General features: G+C 68.4%; 15 protein-coding genes and 2 pseudogenes. 10 read left to right on the top strand and 7 right to left on the bottom strand.

Translation table 11 applies throughout. The annotated features are described in order from the left end of the window. Together BRX43_RS07700 and BRX43_RS07695 are read right to left on the bottom strand one after the other, a co-directional pair. Positions 1-295 (bottom strand): annotated as a pseudogene (locus tag BRX43_RS07700) (alpha-glucosidase); the annotation flags it as partial. A 79-nt stretch (positions 296-374) separates the two neighbouring features. Next, complete coding sequence (locus BRX43_RS07695; RefSeq protein ID WP_125994269.1) at positions 375-1202, bottom strand: formate/nitrite transporter family protein; 828 nt, start codon at positions 1200-1202, stop codon at positions 375-377. Positions 1203-1380: 178 nt separating this feature from the next. Between BRX43_RS07695 and BRX43_RS07690 the strand changes: the two genes are divergently transcribed. Both BRX43_RS07690 and BRX43_RS07685 read left to right on the top strand, forming a co-directional pair. Further along, positions 1381-2094, top strand: coding sequence for a bacteriorhodopsin (locus BRX43_RS07690; protein WP_125994268.1), 714 nt, complete (start codon positions 1381-1383; stop codon positions 2092-2094). A 74-nt stretch (positions 2095-2168) separates the two neighbouring features. After that, the gene (locus tag BRX43_RS07685; protein WP_241214843.1) at positions 2169-2957 is read left to right on the top strand and encodes a Brp/Blh family beta-carotene 15,15'-dioxygenase; all 789 of its coding nucleotides are present in this window, start codon (positions 2169-2171) and stop codon (positions 2955-2957) included. On the opposite strand, the pseudogene BRX43_RS07680 reads toward BRX43_RS07685, so the two are convergent. The 4 genes and pseudogenes from BRX43_RS07680 to BRX43_RS07665 form a co-directional block, all read right to left on the bottom strand. Continuing rightward, positions 2929-3963 (bottom strand): annotated as a pseudogene (locus BRX43_RS07680) (glycoside hydrolase family 43 protein); the annotation flags it as partial. The gene BRX43_RS07685 and the pseudogene BRX43_RS07680 sit on opposite strands and share 29 nt — an antisense overlap. Positions 3964-3974: 11 nt before the next feature. Continuing rightward, positions 3975-4997, bottom strand: a complete 1023-nt coding sequence (locus BRX43_RS07675; protein ID WP_125994265.1) for an arabinan endo-1,5-alpha-L-arabinosidase — start codon at positions 4995-4997, stop codon at positions 3975-3977. Further along, complete coding sequence (locus BRX43_RS07670; protein WP_125994264.1) at positions 4997-7678, bottom strand: TonB-dependent receptor; 2682 nt, start codon at positions 7676-7678, stop codon at positions 4997-4999. The genes BRX43_RS07675 and BRX43_RS07670 overlap by 1 nt, the downstream gene beginning before the upstream one ends. Before the next feature lie 208 nt (positions 7679-7886). Continuing rightward, positions 7887-10016, bottom strand: a complete 2130-nt coding sequence (locus tag BRX43_RS07665) for a TonB-dependent siderophore receptor (RefSeq protein WP_125994263.1) — start codon at positions 10014-10016, stop codon at positions 7887-7889. Here BRX43_RS07665 and BRX43_RS20255 point away from each other — a divergent pair. The 3 genes from BRX43_RS20255 to BRX43_RS07655 all read left to right on the top strand — a co-directional run bounded on the left by BRX43_RS20255 (position 10015) and on the right by BRX43_RS07655 (position 14812). Beyond that, positions 10015-10185 (top strand): hypothetical protein, encoded by a 171-nt coding sequence (locus tag BRX43_RS20255; RefSeq protein ID WP_164523557.1) that lies wholly within the window; start codon positions 10015-10017, stop codon positions 10183-10185. The genes BRX43_RS07665 and BRX43_RS20255 overlap by 2 nt on opposite strands. A 91-nt stretch (positions 10186-10276) precedes the next feature. Next, entirely contained in the window at positions 10277-11887 is a 1611-nt protein-coding gene (locus BRX43_RS07660; protein ID WP_125994262.1) for a hypothetical protein, read from the top strand. Between the two features lie 87 nt (positions 11888-11974). Then, the gene (locus BRX43_RS07655; RefSeq protein WP_206433142.1) at positions 11975-14812 is read left to right on the top strand and encodes a TonB-dependent receptor; all 2838 of its coding nucleotides are present in this window, start codon (positions 11975-11977) and stop codon (positions 14810-14812) included. Between the two features lie 75 nt (positions 14813-14887). On the opposite strand, the gene BRX43_RS07650 is transcribed toward BRX43_RS07655, so the two are convergent. Beyond that, positions 14888-15544 (bottom strand): 2OG-Fe(II) oxygenase, encoded by a 657-nt coding sequence (locus BRX43_RS07650; protein WP_125994261.1) that lies wholly within the window; start codon positions 15542-15544, stop codon positions 14888-14890. Positions 15545-15662: 118 nt separating this feature from the next. Between BRX43_RS07650 and BRX43_RS07645 the strand changes: the two genes are divergently transcribed. The 5 genes from BRX43_RS07645 to gspG are packed head-to-tail and all read left to right on the top strand — an operon-like array spanning position 15663 to position 22151. Continuing rightward, complete coding sequence (locus tag BRX43_RS07645; RefSeq protein ID WP_125994260.1) at positions 15663-16538, top strand: type II secretion system protein N; 876 nt, start codon at positions 15663-15665, stop codon at positions 16536-16538. Beyond that, positions 16535-18799, top strand: coding sequence for a type II secretion system secretin GspD (gspD, locus tag BRX43_RS07640; RefSeq protein ID WP_125994259.1), 2265 nt, complete (start codon positions 16535-16537; stop codon positions 18797-18799). Before BRX43_RS07645 ends, gspD begins: the two co-directional genes overlap by 4 nt. Further along, on the top strand, positions 18796-20433 hold the full coding sequence (gene gspE / locus BRX43_RS07635) for a type II secretion system ATPase GspE (protein ID WP_241214841.1): 1638 nt from the start codon (positions 18796-18798) through the stop codon (positions 20431-20433). The genes gspD and gspE overlap by 4 nt, the downstream gene beginning before the upstream one ends. Positions 20434-20445: 12 nt before the next feature. Next, complete coding sequence (gene gspF, locus BRX43_RS07630) at positions 20446-21669, top strand: type II secretion system inner membrane protein GspF (RefSeq protein WP_125994258.1); 1224 nt, start codon at positions 20446-20448, stop codon at positions 21667-21669. Between the two features lie 8 nt (positions 21670-21677). After that, a complete protein-coding gene (gene gspG / locus BRX43_RS07625; RefSeq protein WP_125994257.1) occupies positions 21678-22151 on the top strand; it encodes a type II secretion system major pseudopilin GspG in 474 nt (157 codons plus the stop codon).

The raw sequence follows: 22151 nt of genomic DNA, 5'->3' as shown, positions 1-22151 counted from the left end.
GCTGCGCGTTCACCGTCAGCGTCATCGCACCCGAGGCGAAGGCGTCGCCGCCCGCCTCGCTGCGGTGAGTCCAGCCGGTGGCGTCGGGCTTGGCATTCGGTCCTTCGCCGGGGGGCGCATCGACCTGGGCCCGGTCGGTCGCGATCGTCACGCGGACGATGTTGGGGGCATAGGGTTCGATCGACACCAGGCTACCGTTGCGGTCGAGCGTCGCGAGCGGTGCCGCCGCCGCCGGGGCCGCCATCACCAGCGCCAGCGCGGTCGCGGCTCCGGCCCCGGTCAGAATTGCGCGCATGTGGTCCTCATTCCCTCTCCAGATCGCCGTACCGTTACCAGAAAGGTGACGGCAGGCGAGCGGGTTATGGTCGTAGGGGTCAGGCGGTGGGCACCTCCTCCTTGACCTGCGCATGGGCCAGGAGCGCGAACAGCCCGGTGCCACCGATGATGTTGCCGAGCAGCGCCGGCCCGACAAAGCCGAACGCCACCCAGCGGGCCGAGACGTCGCCATGCCACAGCAGCAGGAACGCCTCGGACGCGCCGGCGACGACATGGGCGAAACCGCTGACCGAGATCGCATAGGTGATGGCGAAGACGATCCAGAAACCGCTGCCCTCGGTCGCGGAGCGGATCCAGGCGATGGAGGCGATCAGCAGCCCGGCCGGGATCGCCTGCATCAATGTCTCCAGCGGCGCGCGATCGAGCAGTCGGCGCGAGACCGCGACCATGGCGTCCAGCGTCTCCGTCGACTGGACATGGCCATGCGCGGCGAGCCCGGCGGCGGCGGCGGCGCCCAGCATGTTGCCGAGGAAGACGATGGCCCAGAGCCGCGCCAGTCCGCGCGCGCCCCGGCCACTCGGCTTGCGCAGCACGGGCAGTACCGCGACCGCCGTATGCTCAGTGAAGAGCTGCAATCGGCCGAGGATCACGATCAGGAAGCCGAAGGGATAACCGAGATCGGCGACCGCCCCGGCCCAGGACGTCTCTGGCAGATAATGGTGCAGCGCGCCGCTGACCCAAAGCGACGCCATGATCATCAGGCCGGCAGCGAAACTCGACCAAAAGAGCGAGGCGACCGGACGTTTCAGCTCGTCCTCGCCTTGCTCGATCACCGCGCCATAGACGACGCGCGCCGATGGGGCGCTGCGCTCGTCCGCCTCCTGCCGGTCCTCCGTCTTCTCGTCGTTCGTCCGCTCGTCCGCCATGCCGGTCACTCCCTGTCGACACGGGCAACGCACCAGGGGCGTGGACGGACATATAGGCCGGCTTAAATCCCGGATCCGAACCAAAATGAACAATTATTCATGGACATGGATGATGCTGATCCACGTTGGCGGCCTCAAGGATCGGCACCGGGTCGTTCCGTTCGGAGGGACCATGTTCGTGGACCAGACTGCTTTCCTGATCGGCTTTGCGATCATGGCCTTGGGGTCGCTCGCCATCTACGCCAAGGGCAGCAAGGCACCACCGGCGCGTCATCATACGCTGCTGCATTCCAGCGTGCCGTTCATCGCCGCCACCGCCTATCTCGCCATGGCGTTCGGCATCGGGACGCTGGTCAGCATCACCGGGTCGGTCACCTATCTGGCGCGCTATGCCGACTGGTCGGTGACGACGCCGATCCTGCTTGCCGGGCTGGTGCTGCTCGCCTTTCACGAGCGCGGCCGGACCGGCGAGGTCGGTGGCTACCTGACCGCGATCATCGTGCTCGACGTGCTGATGATCGTCGCCGGGCTGGTGTCGTCGCTGGTCGAGGTGCCGGTCGTGAAGTGGATATGGTATGGCTGGTCCTGCGCGGCCTTTGCCGGCGTGCTCTATCTGCTCTGGGTGCCGCTCAAGGCCGTGGCGAACGAGCGGGGCGGGGCGCTGGCCAGTGCGTATTCGAAGAACCTGGTCTTCCTGACCGTGATCTGGTTCCTCTATCCGATCGTCTTCCTGGTCGGGCCGGAGGGGCTGAAGATCATCTCCGACCCCGCTTCGGTCACCGCGATCCTGGTCATGGATGTGGTCGCGAAGGTCGTCTACGCCTTCTATGCGGCCGCCAATCTGGACTCGGCCCTGGTGGGGGCGGATCCCGTTCGCGGCACCCGCCGGTGATCCGCAAGGGCGCGGCGATCGGATGGGGGGTGCTACTGGCTGGCGGAGGTCTGGCCTCTATCGCGTCGCTGCCGGTGCAACTCGGCTTCGCGGTGGTGGCGATCGGCGTCATCGGCATGGCGCATGGGGCGAGCGATCTGGCGATCGTCGCTCCGGCGCGGCGGACGGCCTTCCTCGCCTGCTATCTGACCGCCGCCGCCCTGTGCCTGCTCTGGTGGTTGCGTGAGCCGGCCGCGGCCATGCCGTTGTTCCTGCTCGCCTCGGCGCTGCATTTCGGCCTGGAGGATGGGGCCGAGGCCGGCATGCTCGAACGGCTGGCGCGTGGGGTCGGCCTGGTGACGGTGCCGGCGGCGCTGCATCCAGTCGGCCTTACCGATCTGCTTGCCGGCGCGACGGGGCAGTCGACGATCGTCCCGGCGATGGTTCAAACGATGCGCCTGTTCGGCCTGCTCGCCGGCGGCGCGCTGCTTAGCTTGGCGCTGCCCCGCCGGGACGGTCGGTTGCTGGCGGGCACGCTCGCCTTGCTGCTGCCGCCGCCGCTGGTCGGCTTCTCGCTCGGCTTCCTGATCCTCCACGCCCTGCCGCAGACCGATGTCCGGCGCGAGCGGATCGGATGTCGGACCGTCTTCGCCTATCTGCGCGCGGTGGCGCCGATCCTGGCGCTTGCGCTGGTGATGGCGGGGGCGTGCGCGCTGCTGCTGGTGCGGCGGCATGGCGGCGTGGAGATCCTGTTCGCCTGCATGGCGGCGCTCGCCGTGCCGCATCTGCTGGTGACGCCCTGGTTCGAGGGGGCTGCGCAGGCGAGCAGGCCGCGCCGCCCCCTGCCGTTCAGGCCAGCGGCCCGTTGGCGACCGGCGGATTGAAGATCGGTACGCCGTCGCCCGTATAGCGGATCGGCTGGACGCGGGTATGGCGGTTGGGATCGAATAGCGGATCGCCCTTGATCGCCGCATAGTCGCGAGCGTGATAGACCAGCATGTCGCGGCCCCGCTCGTCGACGGTGAAGCTGTTATGGCCGGGTCCGTAGATCTTGTGCGCGGGCGACGTGGTCATCACCGGCACCTGGCTCTTGGTCCAGGCGGTGGGGTCCATGATGTCGGCATCGTCGCGCGCGGTCAGCATGCCCATGCAGTAGCGCGCATCGGTGGCGCTGGCCGAATAGGTCAGGAACAGCCGACCGTTGCGCGCCAGCAGGGCGGGGGCCTCGTTGACCTTGTAGCCCCGTACTTCCCAGTCGAGCGTCGGCACCGACAGCCGGGCCGGCTTCGCCGCCAGCGTCAGCGGCGTGGCGAGCGGAGCGAGATACAGGTTGGAGTTGGTTTCGATCCCCGGTTCGCGCTGCGCCCAGGCGAGATAGCGGGTGCCGCGATGGACGAAGCTGGTCGAATCCAGGTTGAAGCTGTCCCAGGGCGTCTGCAACTCGCCGAGCACGGTCCAGCGACCGGCCATCGGATCGGGGCCGTCGCAGACCACCGCATAGGTGCGGATACGGAACACGTCCGCGCCGCCGCCACTGGGTCCGGCGGCGAAGTACATGATCCAGCGGCCGTCGATCAGGTGCAGCTCGGGCGCCCAGAGGAAGCCCGACATCGGCCCGCTGGCCTGATGCCGCCACAGCACCGCTTCCTTCGCGGTCGACAGGCCGGCGAGCGTGCGCGACCGACGCAGCACCAGCCGGTCATATTCCGGCACCGACCCGGTCATGTAGTACCAGCCGTCGGTGTGGCGGAAGACCTGCGCGTCGGCGCGCTGGCGCACCAGCGGATTGACGATGGCGGAGCTCGCGGCCGTGCGGGCGAGCGTCGGCGCGGCAGCGGCCAGCGCACCGCCGGCCAGGATCAGGCGACGGGTCGGATGGGTCATCGGCATTCTCTCCTGCATCATCGTTCGGCGACGGGCCAGCCGTCCGCGCCCCAGCGCAGACGCGCCAGCCGCAGCGTCGGCGTGCCTTTGTTCTCGCGGTCATAGGCGTGATAGACCAGATAGTCGGTCCCGTCCGCGTCGCGCATGTGGCCGGCATGGCCGGGCCCGCGGAAACGCTGCTTCTCCGGCAGGTCCGCCGCCAGCAACAGCGTGCCGCCGCCCTGCATCATCGCGCTGCCGTCCTTGCCCAGATAGGGGCCGGTGATCGCGCGCGACCGGCCGATCACGGTGTAATAGGTGCTGGCATTGCCCTTGCAGCAATAGTCGTAGGAGGCGACCAGCCAGTACCAGCCGCCATGGTCGAACAGGAACGGCGCCTCGACCGGCGCAGCGGCGCCCACCGGCGCCGCACGTCGCGCGATGGAGACGGGGGCCTCGCCCGGTCGGGCCGGCTTGCCGGTGGCGGGATCGAGTGCGAACAGCTTCAACCCGCTCCAGAAACTGCCGAGCGCCAGCCATTGGCGGCCGTCCCGGTCGCGGATGAAATTGGGGTCGATCGCGTTGAAGTCGTCTGACGGATTTGACCGGACCACCATTCCCTCGTCGCGCCAGCCATAGCCGGGCCGGGCGGGATCGAGCGTCGAACTGGTCAGCAGGCCGATCGCCGACCGGTTGGAGCCGAAGGTCGAGACGGAATAATAGAGACGGTAACGCCCGCCGACATAGGAGATGTCGGGGGCCCAGGCGTTGGTCGCGCCCGGGATCGCCCGCTCCGCCCAGTCCGGCAGGGCGGGCAGGGGCGTCGGCGCCGCCTGCCAATGCACCCGGTCCGTCGAGACGCGGTGCGCGATGATCCGGCCGTCGCCATCGCCCAGCCCCGTCGAATAGACATGGTAGAGACCGCCCTCGCGGATGATGACGGGGTCATGCGTCGGCGCGATATCACCCTCTAGCTCGGCCGAGGCCTGCGCCGTGGCGGTGGGGGCCGCCGCCCCGCCCGCCACGAGCAGCAGCGCCGCCAGGGCGCTTTGCCCGCGCATCAGAACTTCACCCGCGCGCCGATCTGGATCGTCCGGTCATAGGTGCGAGTGTCGCGCGGCGAGTCGTAGAACAGGCCGGTGACCGAGTTCTTGCCCTTGAACCGGTCGTGATAGACATCGTCGAGGATGTTGGTCGCATCGAAGGTCAGCGTCAGCCATTCGGTCGGCGAATAGCTACCGGAGAAGTCGAGCCGGCTGACCGGATCGACCAGGATCGTGCTGGCCTGCACGCCGCCCGAATTATAGCTGTCGACATAGCTGGAGCGCCAATTATAGGCGAGGCGCGCCGAGACGCCGTATTTTTCGTAGATGGCGACCGCATTATAGGCCCAGTGCGAGACGTTGACGATCCGCTGCTTGCCGCCATTGATCGGATCGTCGGTCTTGCCGTCCATATAGGTGCCGTTCAACTGCACGCCCAGGCCGCTGAGCGCGCCCGGCAGGAAGTCGAAGAACTGCTGATAGGCGACCTCCGCACCGGCCAGATAGCCGTTGCCGGCATTGCGCGGGCGGTTGACCAGATAGGAGCCCCCGAAATTCTCCGGCTGCGAATAGGTCTGGATATAGCCGGACAGGTCGCGATAGAAACCGGCGGCGGTCAGCGAGGTGCTGCGCGCCACATACCATTCGATCGACGCGTCATAGGCGGTGGAGCGGATCGGTTGCAGGTCGGGATTACCGCCGCTGCCGGTGCCGATATATTGCTGCGTGCCGGTCGCGCCGCTCGGCACCAGGGTGATGAGCGGATTGAGCTGGCCGAATTCCGGCCGCGTCACCGTCTTGCCGGCGGCGGCGCGCAGGAACAGCGTATCGGTCAGGCCGAGGCGCGCGTTGATGCTGGGCAGGACATTGAGATAGTTCTGCTTGCTCGACACGCCATTGCCGTTGAGGCTTTCGACGGTATTGACCACGCGCGCACCCGCCACGCCGTCCAGCACCATCCCGCCGAGGTCGAACCGGTATCCGACCTGCCCGTAAAAGGCATAGGTGTCCTCGCCGTTGAAGAAGGCGAGGTTGGGCTCGTAGGCACGCGGACCGGTCGGCTGGCCGAACAGCGTCCGGATCGTGTCCGTGTCGTTCAGCAGGATGCCGGTATCGGCGGTGACGAACCGGTCGATGCCCAGCGCCCCCTTGACCAGCCCGCCGGGCGACAGCGACGCGAAGCCGGGGATTGAGGACAAGGGCGCGCCCGCCGCCGTCGGGAAGCCGATCGGGATGGAGGCGGTCGCCTGCGAGCGGACGTTGCGATGCGTGTAGCGGGTGCCGATCTTCAGCATCTGGATCACCGGGCTGTCCGGCTTGATCGTCAGGTCGTTGCGCCAGGCGATCTGCTCGCTGGTGTCCAGGCTGTTGTTGTCGAACAGGGTGCGGATCGTGAATATGCCGGGATCGGTCAGGTCGGCGCCGGTCAGTGCCACCTGGGGCGTGCCGCCGACATCATAGGTCACGTCCAGCCGGGGCACGTTGAACGAGGTGTCGAGGATCGCGTTGCGGTTCGGCACCTTGCTGTAGTTATAGGTGACCTCGGTGTTCAGCACCGCCTGGCCCAGCGTCCACTTGCCGCCGACCACCGCTTGGTAATTGTCGGTGCGGTTCAGATAGGCCTGCTTGCTGGTCAGTGTATAGGCATTGGTCGTGGTGCTGCTGGCCGCGAGCAGCGGATAATCGGTATTGGCGACCACGTTCGACAGCGTACCCGCCTTGGGCAGGCCGATGAAGAAATCGACCGCGATCTTGTTGTCGTAGCGGGTGAAGACGCCGTCCGCATAGAATTCCACATCGGCATTGGGCCGCCACTGGAACGAGGCGTTGAGCGCGGTGCGCCGCCGGTCGCCCGAGGTGTAGAGGCCGCCCACCGTGTCGGGCGTGGCGATCGGCGTGCCCGACGAGACGAAGTCGAACGCGGTCTGATCCTGGTAGAGGCGCTTGTTGTACGAGGCCGCGACCAGCAGGCCCATCTCGCCGATGCCGGTGTCCCAGCGCTGGCTGACCAGGCCCGAGCCGATATAGCCCCATTTCTTCGACTGGTCGCTGTAGACCGCGCGGCCGCTGGCGGCGACCTGGCTGCCGGCGAAGTCGAAGGGGCGGCGCAGGCGCACGTCGATCAGGCCGGCGACGCCGCCCTCGACCAGGTCGGGCGTGCTGGTCTTGTAGACGTCGACGCCGGCGATCAGTTCGGCGGGGATATCCTGAAGCGCGAAGCCGCGCCCGACGCCGGTGAACGCCTCGCGACCGTTCAGCACCGTCGCGACATTGGGCAGGCCGCGGATGAGCACCGTGCCGGCCTCGCCCGCGCCGCGCGTCACCTGCACGCCGGTCACCCGCTGGAGCGCATCGGCAACCGTATTGTCCGGTAATTTGCCGATGTCCTCGGCGACGATCGAGTCGACGATCTGGCTGGCGTTGCGCTTGATCGACTGGGCGGAGGCGAGGCTGGCGCGAACGCCGGTGACGATGATATCGTCGGCATTGGCATCGCTTTCGCTCGGCGCCTGGGACGGGTCCTGCGCACCGTTCACGCCCGCCACCGTCTCCTGTGTGGTCGATGTCGTGGCCTGGGTGGCGCCGGTCCGCGACGCGGGCGTCCCGCTGGCATCCTGCGCCGCCGCCGGTTGCGCGGCGATCGCCAGCCCCAGGATCGAAGCCGTGCCGAACAGCCGGTGCCAGCGTGCGATAGCCATCTACTCTCTCCCCATGATGCGGATCACGTCCGCTTATATGTCCGACATTAAACCAGGCATGGAGGAACGCAATAAACGAAGTCAGCGAAGGCAATGGCTTACGAAATTGCGCGCAGACCTGTTGCCGATTTGCATCAGGCACGCAGGTCGAACCGCCGCCCTGGTTCCGGGCGGCGGCGCGATGTCGGGACTTATCGGGATCGACGCCCTACCAGGCGACGCGGGCAGACAGGCGGACGGTGCGGGGAGCCCCCGGATAGATCCAGAGCGGGCTGTACGAGCTCATCGCGTAATGGACGTCGAACAGATTGTCCGCCTCCAGCCGGACGGTCAGGGCGGGGGTGACCCCGATCTCGCCCGCCATCTTCACCTTGGTATAGGCGGGCAGGCGAAGGCCGCTGGTGTCGATCGCGCCGGCCCGGTCCCCCACATAGGCGACGCCGCCGCTGAGCGACCAGTCGGTGCCCCAGCCGGTCGGATAGCGACCCACCGCCAGCAGCGTGCCCGAATGTCCGGCGACGTTCAGCACATCGGGCGTCGCGAAGGTCTTATCGTCGGCGCGCGCGTCGATATAGGCATAGTTGCCGACGATCTGCCAATGCTTGATCAGCCGGACCGAAGCATCCAGTTCGACGCCCCGGCTCGTCAGCTTGCCGACCGGTGCGTTATAGCCGGGATCGACCGGATCGTTGGTCAGGATGCCGCGCTTCCGGATGTCGAAGACGGTCATGGCGGCATCGATCCCGGTCCAGCGCCCGGCGATGCCCATTTCCCAGCCGACTGCGGTTTCCGGCCCGAAGGCATCGCCCTGCGGGTTCTGCGCGGTCGGGCGGCCGCTGCCGGAATTGAGCAGGAAGGACTCGCCCCAATTGCCATGGACCGCGATCGTGTCGGTCAGGCGATAGCGCGCGCCGAACCGGAACTTGACCGGCTCTCCCGTCGCCTGGGTGGTCAGCCCGGTCAGGTTCCGGCGCAGCCGCTGGCGATAGGCGTCGTAGCGCACGCCGCCGGTCAGCGTCAGCCGGTCGGTCACGTCCCACATATCCTGGAGATAGAGGCTGCCGACCACCCGTTTCTCGCGCTGGTCGATATTGGGGAGGACGGCGGGGAGGGGCTGGCCATAGGCGGGCGCGAACACGTCGATCGCATAGGGGCGCGTCGCGCTCGGTCGGAAACGGGGCAGCCGCTCCAGATAGTCCAGCGTATAGCCCTTGATGCCCAGGCTGGGGTGGTGGACGCCCGCCGCCTCGAACCGGCCCGCCAGCTCCAGCCGCGTCGACAGGTCGGTCGCCTCATAGCCGCGCTGGCGACGCTGCCGCCACAGGGTGCGATTGTCGGGGCGCAGCGACGACTGGTCGCTGGAGAAGCCGCGCAAGGTGGAAAAGCGCCAGGCGACACCGCCATTGATCGACCACTCGCCACCCAGGTCGTGACGGCCGGTCAGTTGCAGCCGGGTATTGCGCGCCTGGTGCCGGCCATCGGCCGGTTCGCCGACGAAGCGGTTGCGCGGCACCGCCAGCGCATCGCCACCGATCGCCGGCACGCCCCGGTCGAAGGCGGAGGCGAAGCTCGTATATTCGGCCAGCGCGGTGAGGCTGGTGCGCGCGCCCGGCTGCCAGGTGAGGGAGGGGGAGACGGTGCGGCGCGACAGGCCGACGAAATCGCGATAGCCGTCCGTATCCTCGGCCGCGACGACGATGCGACCGGCGACCGTCCGCGACAGCGGGCCGGTCACATCCAGCTCGCCCCGCCGGGTGTCGAACGAGCCGTAGAGCAACGTCGCATCGACCGCCGGGGTGAAGCGCGGCGTCTTCGACACGATGTTGACGCGGCCGGCCGGATCGATGTCGCCGAACACCGCGCCGGCCGGTCCCTTCAGCACTTCGATGCGCTCGACCGTCGCCGGGTCGCGGGGCGGGGCAAGGCCGCGATTGGCCAGGAAGCCGTCGACATAATATTCCGCGCCGCCATCGGGCGTGCCCAAAAAGCCGCGGATCGCGAAATTGTCGAGGAAGCCGCCGCGGTTGTTCTGCTGGCTGATGCCGCTGAACAGCTCCAGCGCGTCCGACAGGCGATAGGTGCCGTTGGCGACGAGCATGTCGCGCTCCAGCGAGCGGCTGGACTGCGACATGCGGCGGGTGAGCAGGTCGGAGCCGAGCGTCGTGTCGCGGCGCGATGCGGTGCCGAGCACGACGATGTCGCCATGATCGTCCTCCGTCCGGCTGGCGGTGTCGTCGGTCGAGGTTGCGACCTGCGCGGCGGCGGGGCCGGCGATGCCGAACATCGGCAGCGGCAGGCACAGGGCGGCGATCCGTGCGGCGGCACGGTGGCGGAACATGGTCAAGATGGTCAATCCCCCGGAAAGTCCGGCGCCTATAGCCGCGGAAATGACGATGTTACAACATGTCATGATGACGGAGTTGCAAAAACGCCTGTCATCGATCCGTCATGGCATCGTCACGATACCGTCACTGGAATCGCATTTTCCCGTCATCGAAGCCGCCTAACCGCAAAGGTGAGATCGGCAGGGGGACCCGCGTCGATCGCGGCGCCGCCCAGGCACCGACACAAAGACAACGATCGACGGAGTTCTTCGAGATGGCAAGCTTTTCGCGCTATTCCCGCCTGCTGATGGCGGGTTCGGCCTGTGTCCTGCTCGCATCGTGCGGCGGGGCGGACAGCGTGGCGTCGCCGGGCGCCGGCGCGATCACCATCATCAATCCCGCGACGCCCGCGCCGACCCCGACGCCGACCGGTACGCCGACCCCGACCGCGCTGACCGCGTCGCAGTTCGCTGCGCAGACGACGGTCAACGGCATCACCGTCACGTCTCAGGAGCAGCTCGATCTGGTCGATGCCGGCGCCAACAACAATGTCAACGGCACCAACATCCTGAACGGCGTCTATCCGACCAACGCTACGCCGGTGGCCGCCGCCGATCCGACCCGCCTGGGCAGCTTCTTCACGCCCGCCAACTTCATCGGCGCGACCAGCGGTCCCAACGACAATAATTTCGTCGGCTGGACCTGCAACTCCACCGCCGCCAATTTCGGCAGCGGCAGCGCGTCCTGCACCGCCGTGCCCAGCATCGGCTCGCCGGTCGCGGGTTCCTGCCCGATCGGGACGATCGACGACGGCACCAACTCGTCGAGCAGCCCGACCTTCCGCTATTGCCGCCTGCCCCAGATCATCGATACCGACCTGTCGCTGCCCAAGGTCGCCGGCGTCGTCTATCGCTTCCGCGGCCAGACCGAGGTCGGCAACGTCGCGACCGGCGCGACGGCGACGCTGAGCATCGCGGCGGGCGTCGTGCTGGCGGCGGACTCGAGCGAGAGCACCAACGACCTGCTGCTGGTCAATCGCGGGTCGAAGATCAACGCGGTCGGCACCGCCTCCGCCCCGATCGTCTTCACCGCGCAGCAGAACCTGGCCTCGAACGGCGTGTCGGACGCGACGCAGGGCCTGTGGGGCGGCATTGTCCTGCTCGGCCGCGCGCCGACCGCCGTCTGCGCCGCCGGCACCGGCCCGAACAATGCCGACGGCACCAGCGCCACCTGCCAGAACCCGATCGAGGGTGTGACCAACCGCTTCTACGGCGGCACCAACCAGGCCGACAGCAGCGGCACGATGCAATATGTGCAGATCCGCTACACCGGCATCGCGATCAGCGAGGGCAACGAGTTGCAGGGCCTGACGCTGGGCGGCGTCGGGTCGGGCACGACGCTGGACCATATCCAGAGCCACAATTCGGCCGATGACGGCGTCGAGATCTTCGGCGGCACCGCCAACATGAAGTATATGGTGATGACCGGCGCCGACGATGACGGCTTCGACATCGACAATGGCTATCGCGGCTTCATCCAGTTCATGATCACTGCGCAGAAGCCGCTGGGCGCGACCGCCGACAGCTTCTCGACCGAGATCGACTCCAACGGGGCCGAGGACCTGCTGCCGCGCACCTTCGCGCGCTACGCCAACTTCACCTTCATCCAGACCGCGACCGCCCCGGCGGCGATCCGCCTGCGCGGCGGCGCCGACATGGCCTTCGTCAACGGCATCGTGAAGACGCCGCAGGGCGTCGCTTGCGTCAACATGGTGGCGGGCGAAGACAATGGCGGCCGCACCACCGTCCGCGCCGCCAATGCGGCGCTGCAGGATGCGGGGCCGCCGACCTTCAACTCGGTCTATTTCCAGTGCCAGGGCCGCTGAGGCGCATCGCCCCTTGAGCGACGCGATGCCGGGGTGGCCTCCACCGCCCCGGCATCGTCCATTTCCCCCCTGATCCGGACATCGGTCATGCTGCAGCGCCCCGCCTTCGCTTCGCTTCTTCTTCTCACCTCGCATTTCGTCGCCCCGGCGGCGCTCGCCCAGGTCGCGGGCGGCAGCCCGGCGGGCCAGTCCTCCCCGCCGGCCAGCACCACCGGCACCGAGGTCGACGCCCCCGCCAATACCGCGCAGGACCGGGCGCTGGCCCAGCCCGGCACGGCCGCCGACCAGCAGGGGGCCGACCAGCAGGAACCGGCGGTCGAGGTCTCGACGCCCGGCTATGATCCCGCCGCCGCCGAGGACATCGTCGTCGTCGGCCGCAACATCCCCAACACGATCCGCGCGACGCCGCAGGTCATCTCGGTCCTGTCCGCCGCCGATATCGCGCGGACGGGCGAGGGTGATATCGCGGGCGCGCTGACCCGCGTCACCGGCCTGTCGGTGGTCGGCAACGGCTTCGTCTATGTCCGTGGTCTGGGCGACCGCTATTCCTCGGCACTGCTCAACGGCTCGCCGCTGCCCAGTCCCGAGCCGCTGCGCCGCTCGGTGCCGCTCGACATCTTTCCGACCACGATCGTCGGCTCGGCGCTGGTCCAGAAGACCTATTCCGTCAATTATCCCGGCGAGTTCGGCGGCGGCGTCATCAACCTGACGACCAAGGCGATCCCCGACAAGAGCTTCGTCTCGATGGGCGGCACCATCTCCGCCGACACGGTGACGACCAGCGAGCTGGGCTATACCTACAAGGGCGGCAAGCACGACTGGATCGGCTTCGACTCGGGCGAACGCCGCGTGCCCCAGTTCATCACCGATGCGCCGGGCGGCAACGGCATCATCCCGACCGAGCAGGTCGCGCAGCTCTCCAACGCGCGCACCACCTTGCTCCAGCGCAACAACCAGTTGCCCGCCAACGGATCGGGCGAGGTCAGCTTCGGCATCGTCAAGGATGTCGGCAGCGACCGGCTGGGCGTGATCGGCTCGGCCAGCATCAGCAATACCTGGCGCACCCGCGACGCGACGCAGCAGGACACGATTTCGGCGACCGGCGCGCTGCGCAACGATTTCTCGACGCTGATCACTGACAATCGCGCGGTGGTGAACGCGCTGCTCGGGCTCGGCTACGAGTTCGGCAAGAACACCGTCCGCCTGACCAACATCTATATCCACGACACGCTGAAGCAGGCGCGCGGCTCGGCCGCGACCGTCTACAACAACAGCAGCGGCGCGCCGATCTTCCAGCAGAACACCAACTGGTTCGAACGTCAGCTGATCGAATCGCAGCTGGTCGGCGAGTTCAAGCCGTTCGACCGGGTGCAGCTCGACGTGCGCGGCGCCTATGCCAATTCCAAGCGGCTGGCGCCCTATGAGCGGCAGTTCATCTATCTCTGCAACACCTCGCTCAACGTCACCGTCGCCGAGGCGAATGCGGCGGAGGGCATCCAGTGCCCCGGCGCCTATCAGGCGACCAACGCCTTCGACCGGTTCGCGACCGTGGTGTTCAGCCGGCTGAACGAGAATCTCTACACGGCGCAGGCCGACGCGTCGTGGCGGCCCAATCTGGAGCGTCCGATGACGCTGTCGGCGGGCTATTATTTCCAGAAGAACGACCGCAGCTCGACCCGCCTGCCCTTCGTGTTCCAGACCACGACGGGCGGCGCGATCCCGTTCCCGTGCAACCTGTTCCGCCCCGACTTCCTTCTGTCGCCGGACGTGCTGAACGGCTGTCCGGTCGCCGCCAATCCGGCGCAGAACGCGGTGCAGTTGCGCTTCGACGCCGGGCAGAACGGTTCCTATGCCTATGACGCCAGCCTGTTGATCCATGCCGGCTATGCCCAGATCGAGGCGGAGGCGACGGACGGCCTGCGCGCGACGATCGGCCTGCGCTACGAGACGGCGAAGGAACGGGTCGACCCGATCAACGCCACCGGCACGCGGCTGAACAACGATTATTTCCTGCCGGCGGCGACGCTGACCTGGAACTTCGCCAGCGACATGCAGCTGCGCGCCAGCGCCTCGAAGACGATTGCCCGTCCGCAGTTCCGCGAACTGGCCCCCCAGGCGTTCCGCGATTTCGAATCCGACCGGCTGTTCTTCGGCAACCCGTTCCTGAAGGACTCGAAGCTCTACAATCTGGAGGCGCGCTACGAGTGGTTCTTCGCGCGTGACCAGCGGGCGACGCTGTCGGGCTTCTACAAGCGGATCGACAATCCGATCGAGCAGGTCGGCTTCTTCCCGACGCCCGATGCGCGGCTCCAGACCGGCTTCACCTATCTGCCCAAGGCGACGCTGTGGGGCGCGGAGGCCGAGGTGCAGAAATATGTGCCGCTGACCGCCTTGGGCGGGCTGTTCGAGACGCGGCGCGCGGTGATCATCGCCAACTATACCTATACCCAGTCGAAGATCACCGCGAACGCACAGTGCGTGCCGAGCGTGCTGGGCGTGCAGATCGCGCCCTGCGGCCCCGGCTTCGCGCCCGCCAATGTCCAGTTCCGCAACGGCGCGCCGCTGACCGGGCAGTCGGACCACCTGGTCAACCTCCAGCTCGGCGTCGAGGACACGGACAGCCTGTCGGCGATCACGTTGCTGTTCAACTATGCCAGCAACCGCGTCACCAATCGCGGCCCCAGCTATCTGAGCGGCACCGGCTTCCAGCCCGACATCATCGAGCGGCCGGGCATCCGGCTCGACCTGGTCGCGCGCCAGGGCGTGGAGGCGTTCGGCGGCCAGTTCGAGATCAAGGCCGAGGCGCGCAACCTGACCGGCACCCGCTATCAGGAGCGGCAGGATTTCGAGAACGGCAACACGGTCTTCATCAACCGCTATCGCCAGGGCCGCATCTTCACGCTGGGCGCGAGCGTGACCTTCTGATCGGGGGGAGGGGGGCGGTCGACGCCGTCCCCTTCCGTCAGGCCGCAGGGCGCGCACTGCGGCCCGGCGACGCGGTCACCCCCAGGGGCGTTCGCGAAACCATTTGGTGATGACGTATTTCACGCCGCCGCGCACCTTCATGCCCTGGTGCAGCGTGGCGGGGTTGAGCGTGCCGTCGGGCCGCCGATTGTTCCAGCAGACCAGCTTGCCGGTTTCCGGCTGGATGATCTTGTCGATCGCCTTGAACCGCGTCGCGCCGCCCGCTTCGGGCGCGTTGAGATAGACCATCACCGTCCAGGTGCGGTTGCCCGCGACGCCGCAATAGCGGTCGAAGTCGAGGCCGCCGGGTTCGAAATAGTCGGTATGGCCCTTAAACTCCTGCCCCACGGCATAGCGCTGCCCTTGCAGGGGTTCGCCATAGACGCCGTCCAGGCCGGTCAGCGCGGCGATGCACGCTTCCGTCTCGCGGACCACGGGGTCGTCGGCGGCGAGGTCGCCGGTCTCGCTGGTGCGATAGGCGGCGTCGCCGTTGCCGTCGGCCAGCGTCGAGGGACGGCGCACCGCGTCGATCCGCGCGACCAGCTCGGCGCAGAGCGCGGGCGAGAGGAAGGCGCGACGGACGAACAGGGTCAGCTTGCCGCCCGGAATCTTCTGCACCTGGCCATGCGAAAGGATCCGGTCGGTGACGGCAATGGCATCCAGTCCATTGCCGAGGGAGGGAAGCGGTGTCATGGCATCGCTCTCTGCCGAACATCGGGTCGGTGACGCCAGCGGATTTTTGTTTCCGATGTTTGACGCCGAGACGTAACATGGCATGGTTAAAGCCCCTGGCCGGCGGGATGGGAACAGGATGCGATTGAAGCTCGACGCGCGGGCACGCCGCTGGTTGCGGCGGATACCCGTCGTCAACGTCTATTCACTGGCCGAACTGGTGCTGATGGGGGCGCTGGCGGTCCAGTGCGCGCGCTTCGTCTGGGTCGTGGCGACGCCGGTCGGCCCGGTCGGCGACTGGCGTCCGGCGGGGGTGACATTCCCCGGCTCCCCGGCCGCGATCCTCAGCCAGTTCGACCCCTTCTTCCGTCTCAACGCGCCCCAGGCCGGCCCCGCCACCGTGACGCCGCTGCAACTGACATTGTTCGGCATCCGGCTGGACGAGGCGACGGGGCGCGGCTCGGCGATCGTCGCGGGGGCGGACGGCGTGCAGAAGAGCGTCGCGGTCGGCGAGGAGATCCAGCCCGGCGTCACGCTGAAGGCCGTCGCCTTCGACCATATCACGCTCGATCGCGGCGGCACCGCGGAGGACCTGTTCCTCGACCAGTCCGACGCGCCGCCGCCGCCGCCGCCGACCGGCACGGCTCCGGCCGGCCCGGAGATCGGATCACGCGCGGCGGGCGCGATCCCGGTGCTGGGCGGGGGTCCTGCCCCCGCGGGCACGGGCGTGCCGGTCGGCCAGCTTCGCCAGGAGATCGGCTTCATCCCGCGCATCGACGGCGGCCGGATCAGCGGCCTGGTCGTCCGGCCGCAGGGCAGCGGCGCGGCGTTCCGCCAGGCCGGCTTGCGCGAGGGCGACGTCGTCACCGCGATCGGCGGGCGCGCGGTCAGCGGACCGGGCGATCTCGACCGGATCGCCACCGATTATGCCGGGGGCGGCAACGTCCCCATCACCGTCGAGCGCGGCCAGCAGACGCTGGCGCTCGCCATCACGATAGCGGCCCCTTCCAAATGAAGCTTTCGCATTTCCTTGCCTTCACCGCGTTGCCGCTGACCGCCTTGGCGGCCGCGCCCGTCGTCGCGCAGACGACGCTGAACGTGCGCGATGCCGACATCCGCGCCTTCATCGCCGACGCCGCGCGGGTGACCGGGCGCACCTTCATCATCGACAACCGGGTGAACGGCAAGGTGACGGTGGTGACCGACCGGCCGCTGTCGCGCTCCGAATATTTCGAGATCTTCCTGTCGACGCTGCGCGCCAACGGCCTGGTCGCGGTGCCGACCGGCAATGGCAGCTTCCGCATCCAGCCGCTCGACAATGCCGCGTCGCAGCCGACCCGCGTCGGTTCGGCGGGGGCGCAACGCAACAGCTTCGTGACCGAGATCGTGCGGTTGCGCTCGGTCGACGCGCAAAGCGCCGTGGAGACGGTGCGGCCGCTGGTCTCCCCCCAGGGTTCGGTCACCGCCAACCGCGCCGGCAACAGCCTGGTCGTGGTCGATTTCGGCGACAATATCCGCCGCATCCGCGAGGTGTTGCGCCGGATCGACACCGACAATGCCGCGACCCGCGTCGTCACGCTCCAGAATGCCGGATCGCGCGAGATCGCGACCGCGCTCCAGACGCTGGCCGGTGGCGGCAGCGGCGCGGCGAGCCAGGGCACGGGGCAGGGCGGCGGTGGCGGCGCGCCGGCGGGCGGCAGCAGCGGCACCGTGTCGGTCGTGTCGGTCGACAGCAGCAACTCGGTGGTGATCCGGGGCGATCCGGCGACCGTGTCGCGCCTCGCCAGCGTCGCCGCCGACCTCGATCGCAAGGCCCGGAGCGGCACCGAAATCCGCGTCGTCTTCCTGGAGAATGCCGATGCCGAGCAGTTGCTGCCCGTGCTCCAGCGGCTGGTCGGGCAGACCCCCGATCCGGTGCAGGAGACGACGCTGTCGCGTGGCTCGTTCCAGAACACCAACGGCACGACCGGGACGTCGAGCGGCACGATCACGCCGCAGATCATCCAGCCCAGCCAGCCGAGCGCGGGCGGCGGCGGAGGAGGCAATGCCACGCCCAACGGCCAGCAGGCCGCCGTGTCGACGCAAGGGGGGCGGACGGCGGCGGTCGTCACCCGCTTCGCCGGGGCGAATGCGATCGTCATCGCCGCGCCCGCCGATATCCAGCGGCAATTGTCGGAGGTGGTGCGCCAGCTCGACACCCGGCGCGAACAGGTGCTGATCGAGGCGATCATCGCCGAGGTGTCCGACGCCACGGTCAACCGGCTGGGGGCGCAGTTCCTGCTCGGCAACCTGTCGGGCGGGGCGTTCGCGGCCTCCACCTTCAGCAATTCCGCGCCCAACATCCTCCAGATCGCCGGGGCGATCGGCGCGCGGTCGCTGGCGACGCAGACCACCGTCATCAACGGCAACAACACGACGACGACGACCGACAACACCATCTCCAACCAGTTGGCGCAATCGGCGATCAGCTCGCTGCTCGGCACGTCGGGCGGCTTCGCGGGCTGGGGCGGCCGGGTCGGCGACACCATCTTCGGCGCGATCATCAACGCGGTGAAGAGCGACAATACCTCGAACCTGCTCCAGGTGCCGCACCTCATCACGCTCGACAACCAGCAGGCGCACAGCCTGGTCGGGCAGGAGATACCGGTCACCACCGGGCAGGCGCTGTCCAACGACTTCAACAACACCTTCCGCACGGTGCAGCGCCAGAATGTCGGCATCCAGCTAGACGTGAAGCCGCAGGTCAATGCCGGCGGTTCGCTCAAGCTGTTCGTGCGGCTGGAGGTCAGCTCGATCGCCGGGCCGGTGTCGAGCAACAATAGCGAGCTGATCCTCAACAAGCGCGCGTTCGAGAATGTCTTCACGCCCGACGACGGGCAGATCACCGTGATCGGCGGCCTACTCGACGATGCCGAGCGGCGGACGATCGAGAAGATCCCGCTGCTGGGCGACATCCCGGTCGTCGGCAACCTGTTCAAGAGCCGCGCGCGCAGTCGCACCAAGAGCAACCTGATGGTCTTCATCCGCCCGACCATCCTCCGCACCGCCGAGGATAGCCGACGCGTCACCGAACAGCGCTACGGCTATCTGCGCGCGCTCCAGGGCTATGCCCAGCCGGGCGTCGAGCCGTCGATCGACCAGCTGGTGCGCGATTACATGAACGCCGCACCGCCGATCCCGCGCGCGCCGATGCCGGGCAATATCGAGGACCCGAACATCGCGGTGCCGGTGCAGACCCAGCCGTCGATGGCGATCCGGCCGAAGGGCAAGAGATGATCCGCGACGGCGACGATCCGGCCCCTCTGCCGATGGGGGCGATGGCGGAACCGCCGCCGCTGGACGCGGCCGACACCGCGCGGCCGGTCGAGACCCCGGCGGAGGCGATCGCCCCGCTGCCGCAGGTCACGATCCCCTATGCCTTCGCGCGCAAGTTCGGCGTGGTGGTGCAGCATAGCGACGTCGACTCGCATTTGACCATCGCCCTGCGCGAGGGGGCCGACCCCAAGGCGCTGATCGAGGTGCGGCGTCATCTCGGCCGCGCGTTCGACGTCGCGATCGTCGAGCCGGCGGCGTTCGACCGGCTGTTGTCGGACGGTTATGCGATGACGGGCCAGGCGACGGCGCTGGCGGCGGTCGGCATGGGCGACGAGCTGGACGCGCTGGCCGGCGACCTGCCGACCGCGGAGGACCTGCTCGACACCGCCGACGATGCGCCGGCGATCCGCCTGATCAACGGCATCATCGCCGATGCGACGCGCAACGGCGTGTCCGACATCCATGTCGAGCCCTATGAGACGGGGCTGGTCGTGCGGATGCGGATCGACGGCGTGCTCCGCGAGACGATGCGGATGCCGCCGCATGTCGCCCCCGTCGTCGTCAGCCGCATCAAGGTGATGGCGCGTCTCGACATCGCCGAGCGGCGCGTGCCGCAGGACGGGCGCATGGGCCTGACGCTGGGCGGCAAGCTGCTCGACGTGCGCGTCTCGACGCTGCCGAGCCGGGCGGGCGAGCGGGTGGTGCTGCGTATCCTGGACAAGGAGAATGCCGGTATCGATCTCGATGCGCTGGGCATGACCCCGGCGATGCTGGGCCTGTTGCGCGGCGCGCTGGCGGAGCCGAACGGCATCATCCTGGTCACCGGCCCGACCGGATCGGGCAAGACCACCAGCCTCTATGCGGCGCTGCGCCTGCTCAACGACGGCAGCCGCAACATCCTGACGGTCGAGGACCCGGTCGAATATGCGGTCGAGGGCGTCGGCCAGACCCAGGTCAACGCCAAGGTCGGCCTGACCTTCGCCGCCGGCCTGCGCGCCATCCTGCGCCAGGACCCGGACGTGGTGATGGTCGGCGAAATCCGCGACCGGGAAACGGCGGAGATCGCCGTGCAGGCGTCGCTGACCGGCCATCTGGTGCTGTCCACCGTCCATACCAATGACGCGGTCGGCGCGATCACGCGGATGCGCGACATGAAGGTGGAGCCGTTCCTGCTCGCCTCGACGCTGCGCGCGGTGATCGCTCAGCGGCTGGTGCGGCGGCTGTGTCCCGCCTGCCGCCGGCCGGTGCCGGCGCGCGAGACGGTCGCGCCGATGCTGGGCATCGCCAGCGACGCGATCGTCTATCAGGCGGTCGGCTGCGACCAGTGCGGCCATACCGGCTATCGCGGCCGCACCGGCGTCTACGAGGCGGTGCGCGTCGACGAGACGATCCGCCGCCTGATCAACGAGGGCGGCGACGAACAGGCGATCGCCGACCACGCCTTCCGCCGGTCGTCCGATCTGGCGAGCGCGGCGCAGGCGCTGGTGCTGGCCGGCCAGACCACGCCGGAAGAGGCGATCCGGGTCTCGCGCCGCGACGTCACTGATGTCGCGCCCGCGATCGAGGACGCCGTTCCCGCCGAGGCGGCGCGATGATGACGACCGCGCATGGCTGACTTCGACTATGTCGCGATCGATACGCGCGGCGCGGAGAAGCGCGGCCATGTCGCCGCCGCCGATCTCGACGCGGCGCGCAAGACGCTCGACCGGCAGAAGCTCTATGTCGTGCGGATCGAGCCGGGCGCGCCGCCCGCGGTCCGCGCGCGGCCGCTGTTCGGCCTGCAACTGGGCCGGGCGCGCATGTCGGGCAAGCAGCTGACGCTGTTCACCCGCCAGCTCGCGACGCTGAACCGCGTGTCGCCCCTGGAGGAGAGCCTGCGCACCATCACGCGCCAGACCGAGCAGGAGAGCGTGCGTGGCATCGTCGCCACCGTCCATGCCGGCGTGGTCGAGGGGCGGCGGCTGGCGGACTCGATGGCGCGCGAGCCGAAGAGCTTTCCGCCGCTCTACCGCGCGATGGTCGCGGCGGGCGAGAGTTCGGGCACGCTGCCGACGATCCTCGACCGGCTGGCGGCCCTGCTGGAGCGACAGGCGGAAATCCGTGGCAAGCTGATCACGGCCCTGGCCTATCCGGCGATTCTGGCGCTGGTCGCCTTGGGCGTCGTCACCGCGCTGATGATGTTCGTGGTGCCGCAGGTGGTCGAGCAGTTCGATACGGTCGGGCAGGAGCTGCCGCTGCTGACGCGGATGGTGATCACCCTGTCCGACGTGCTGGTGAATGGCTGGTGGATCATGCTGCTGGTCGTGGTCGGCATCGGCCTGATTGGGTGGCGGGCGCTCAAGGAGCCGTCGATCCGGCTCGCCTTCGACAGCTGGCTTTTGCGATTGCCGCTGCTCGGCCGGTTGCTGCGCGACCTGCACGCGGCGCGGATGGCGCGCACGCTGGGCACGATGGTCGCCAGCCGGCTGCCGCTGCTGGAGGGGCTGACGCTGACCGCCGGCACCATCCACAATCGCCGGCTGCGCGTCGCCTCCGACGATATCGTCGAGGCGATCCGGGGCGGCGGCAGCCTGTCGGCGGCAATGCGGCGCGCGGGCGTGTTCCCGCCCCTGCTCACCTATCTGGCGGCGAGCGGCGAAGCGGCGGGGCGGCTGGACGAGATGCTGGAGCGCGCGGCGGATTATCTGGAGCGCGAGTTCGACCGCTTCACCGCTACCGCCCTGTCGCTGCTGGAACCGGCGATCATCGTCATCATGGGCGGTATCGTCGCCACGATCGTGCTATCGATCCTGCTGCCGATCCTGCAACTCAACACATTGGCCGGGCAATGAGGATGTTCATGCGTATCGAGGACAAGACGCGTCGCAAGCGGCGCAACGGCTTCACGCCCGTGAGGCGTTCCGCCGAACACGGCTTCACGCTGGTGGAGCTGATGGTGGTGATCGTCATCATCGGCCTGCTGGCCACCATCGTCGCGCTCAACGTGCTGCCCTCGGGCGACACCGCGCGCATCCAGAAGGCCAAGGCCGATATCGCCAATGTCGAGAACGGCCTGGAACTCTATCGCCTGCAGATGGGCAGCTATCCGACGACGACGCAGGGACTGGCGGCGCTGACCAGCGCACCGGCCGGCGTCGACGCGTCGCGCTATCAGCAGGGCGGCTATATCAAGCGCCTGCCGCAAGACCCGTGGAGCCGACCCTATCTCTATGCGTCGCCCGGCCAGCATGGCGAGGCGGACATCTGGACCTATGGCGCCGACGGCAAGGAAGGCGGCGAGGGGATCAATGCCGATATCGGCAGCTGGCAGTAA

Origin of the sequence: Sphingomonas sp. S-NIH.Pt15_0812, assembly GCF_003951315.1 — a bacterium.
Lineage (GTDB): Bacteria > Pseudomonadota > Alphaproteobacteria > Sphingomonadales > Sphingomonadaceae > Sphingomonas.
The sequence above is the reverse complement of the archived record's forward strand: the minus strand, read 5'-3'. Positions and strand labels throughout refer to the sequence as shown.

Bases quoted from the DNA above. Each gene is read 5' to 3' on its own strand.
- BRX43_RS07660 (WP_125994262.1), top strand. From the start codon at position 10,277: ATGGCAAGCTTTTCGCGCTATTCCCGCCTGCTGATGGCGGGTTCGGCC.
- BRX43_RS07695 (WP_125994269.1), bottom strand. From the start codon at position 1,202: ATGGCGGACGAGCGGACGAACGACGAGAAGACGGAGGACCGGCAGGAG.
- BRX43_RS20255 (WP_164523557.1), top strand. From the start codon at position 10,015: ATGGTCAAGATGGTCAATCCCCCGGAAAGTCCGGCGCCTATAGCCGCG.
- BRX43_RS07665 (WP_125994263.1), bottom strand. From the start codon at position 10,016: ATGTTCCGCCACCGTGCCGCCGCACGGATCGCCGCCCTGTGCCTGCCG.
- gspD (WP_125994259.1), top strand. From the start codon at position 16,535: ATGAAGCTTTCGCATTTCCTTGCCTTCACCGCGTTGCCGCTGACCGCC.
- BRX43_RS07645 (WP_125994260.1), top strand. From the start codon at position 15,663: ATGCGATTGAAGCTCGACGCGCGGGCACGCCGCTGGTTGCGGCGGATA.
- BRX43_RS07670 (WP_125994264.1), bottom strand. From the start codon at position 7,678: ATGGCTATCGCACGCTGGCACCGGCTGTTCGGCACGGCTTCGATCCTG.
- BRX43_RS07655 (WP_206433142.1), top strand. From the start codon at position 11,975: ATGCTGCAGCGCCCCGCCTTCGCTTCGCTTCTTCTTCTCACCTCGCAT.
- BRX43_RS07650 (WP_125994261.1), bottom strand. From the start codon at position 15,544: ATGACACCGCTTCCCTCCCTCGGCAATGGACTGGATGCCATTGCCGTC.
- gspF (WP_125994258.1), top strand. From the start codon at position 20,446: ATGGCTGACTTCGACTATGTCGCGATCGATACGCGCGGCGCGGAGAAG.
- gspE (WP_241214841.1), top strand. From the start codon at position 18,796: ATGATCCGCGACGGCGACGATCCGGCCCCTCTGCCGATGGGGGCGATG.
- BRX43_RS07675 (WP_125994265.1), bottom strand. From the start codon at position 4,997: ATGCGCGGGCAAAGCGCCCTGGCGGCGCTGCTGCTCGTGGCGGGCGGG.
- gspG (WP_125994257.1), top strand. From the start codon at position 21,678: ATGCGTATCGAGGACAAGACGCGTCGCAAGCGGCGCAACGGCTTCACG.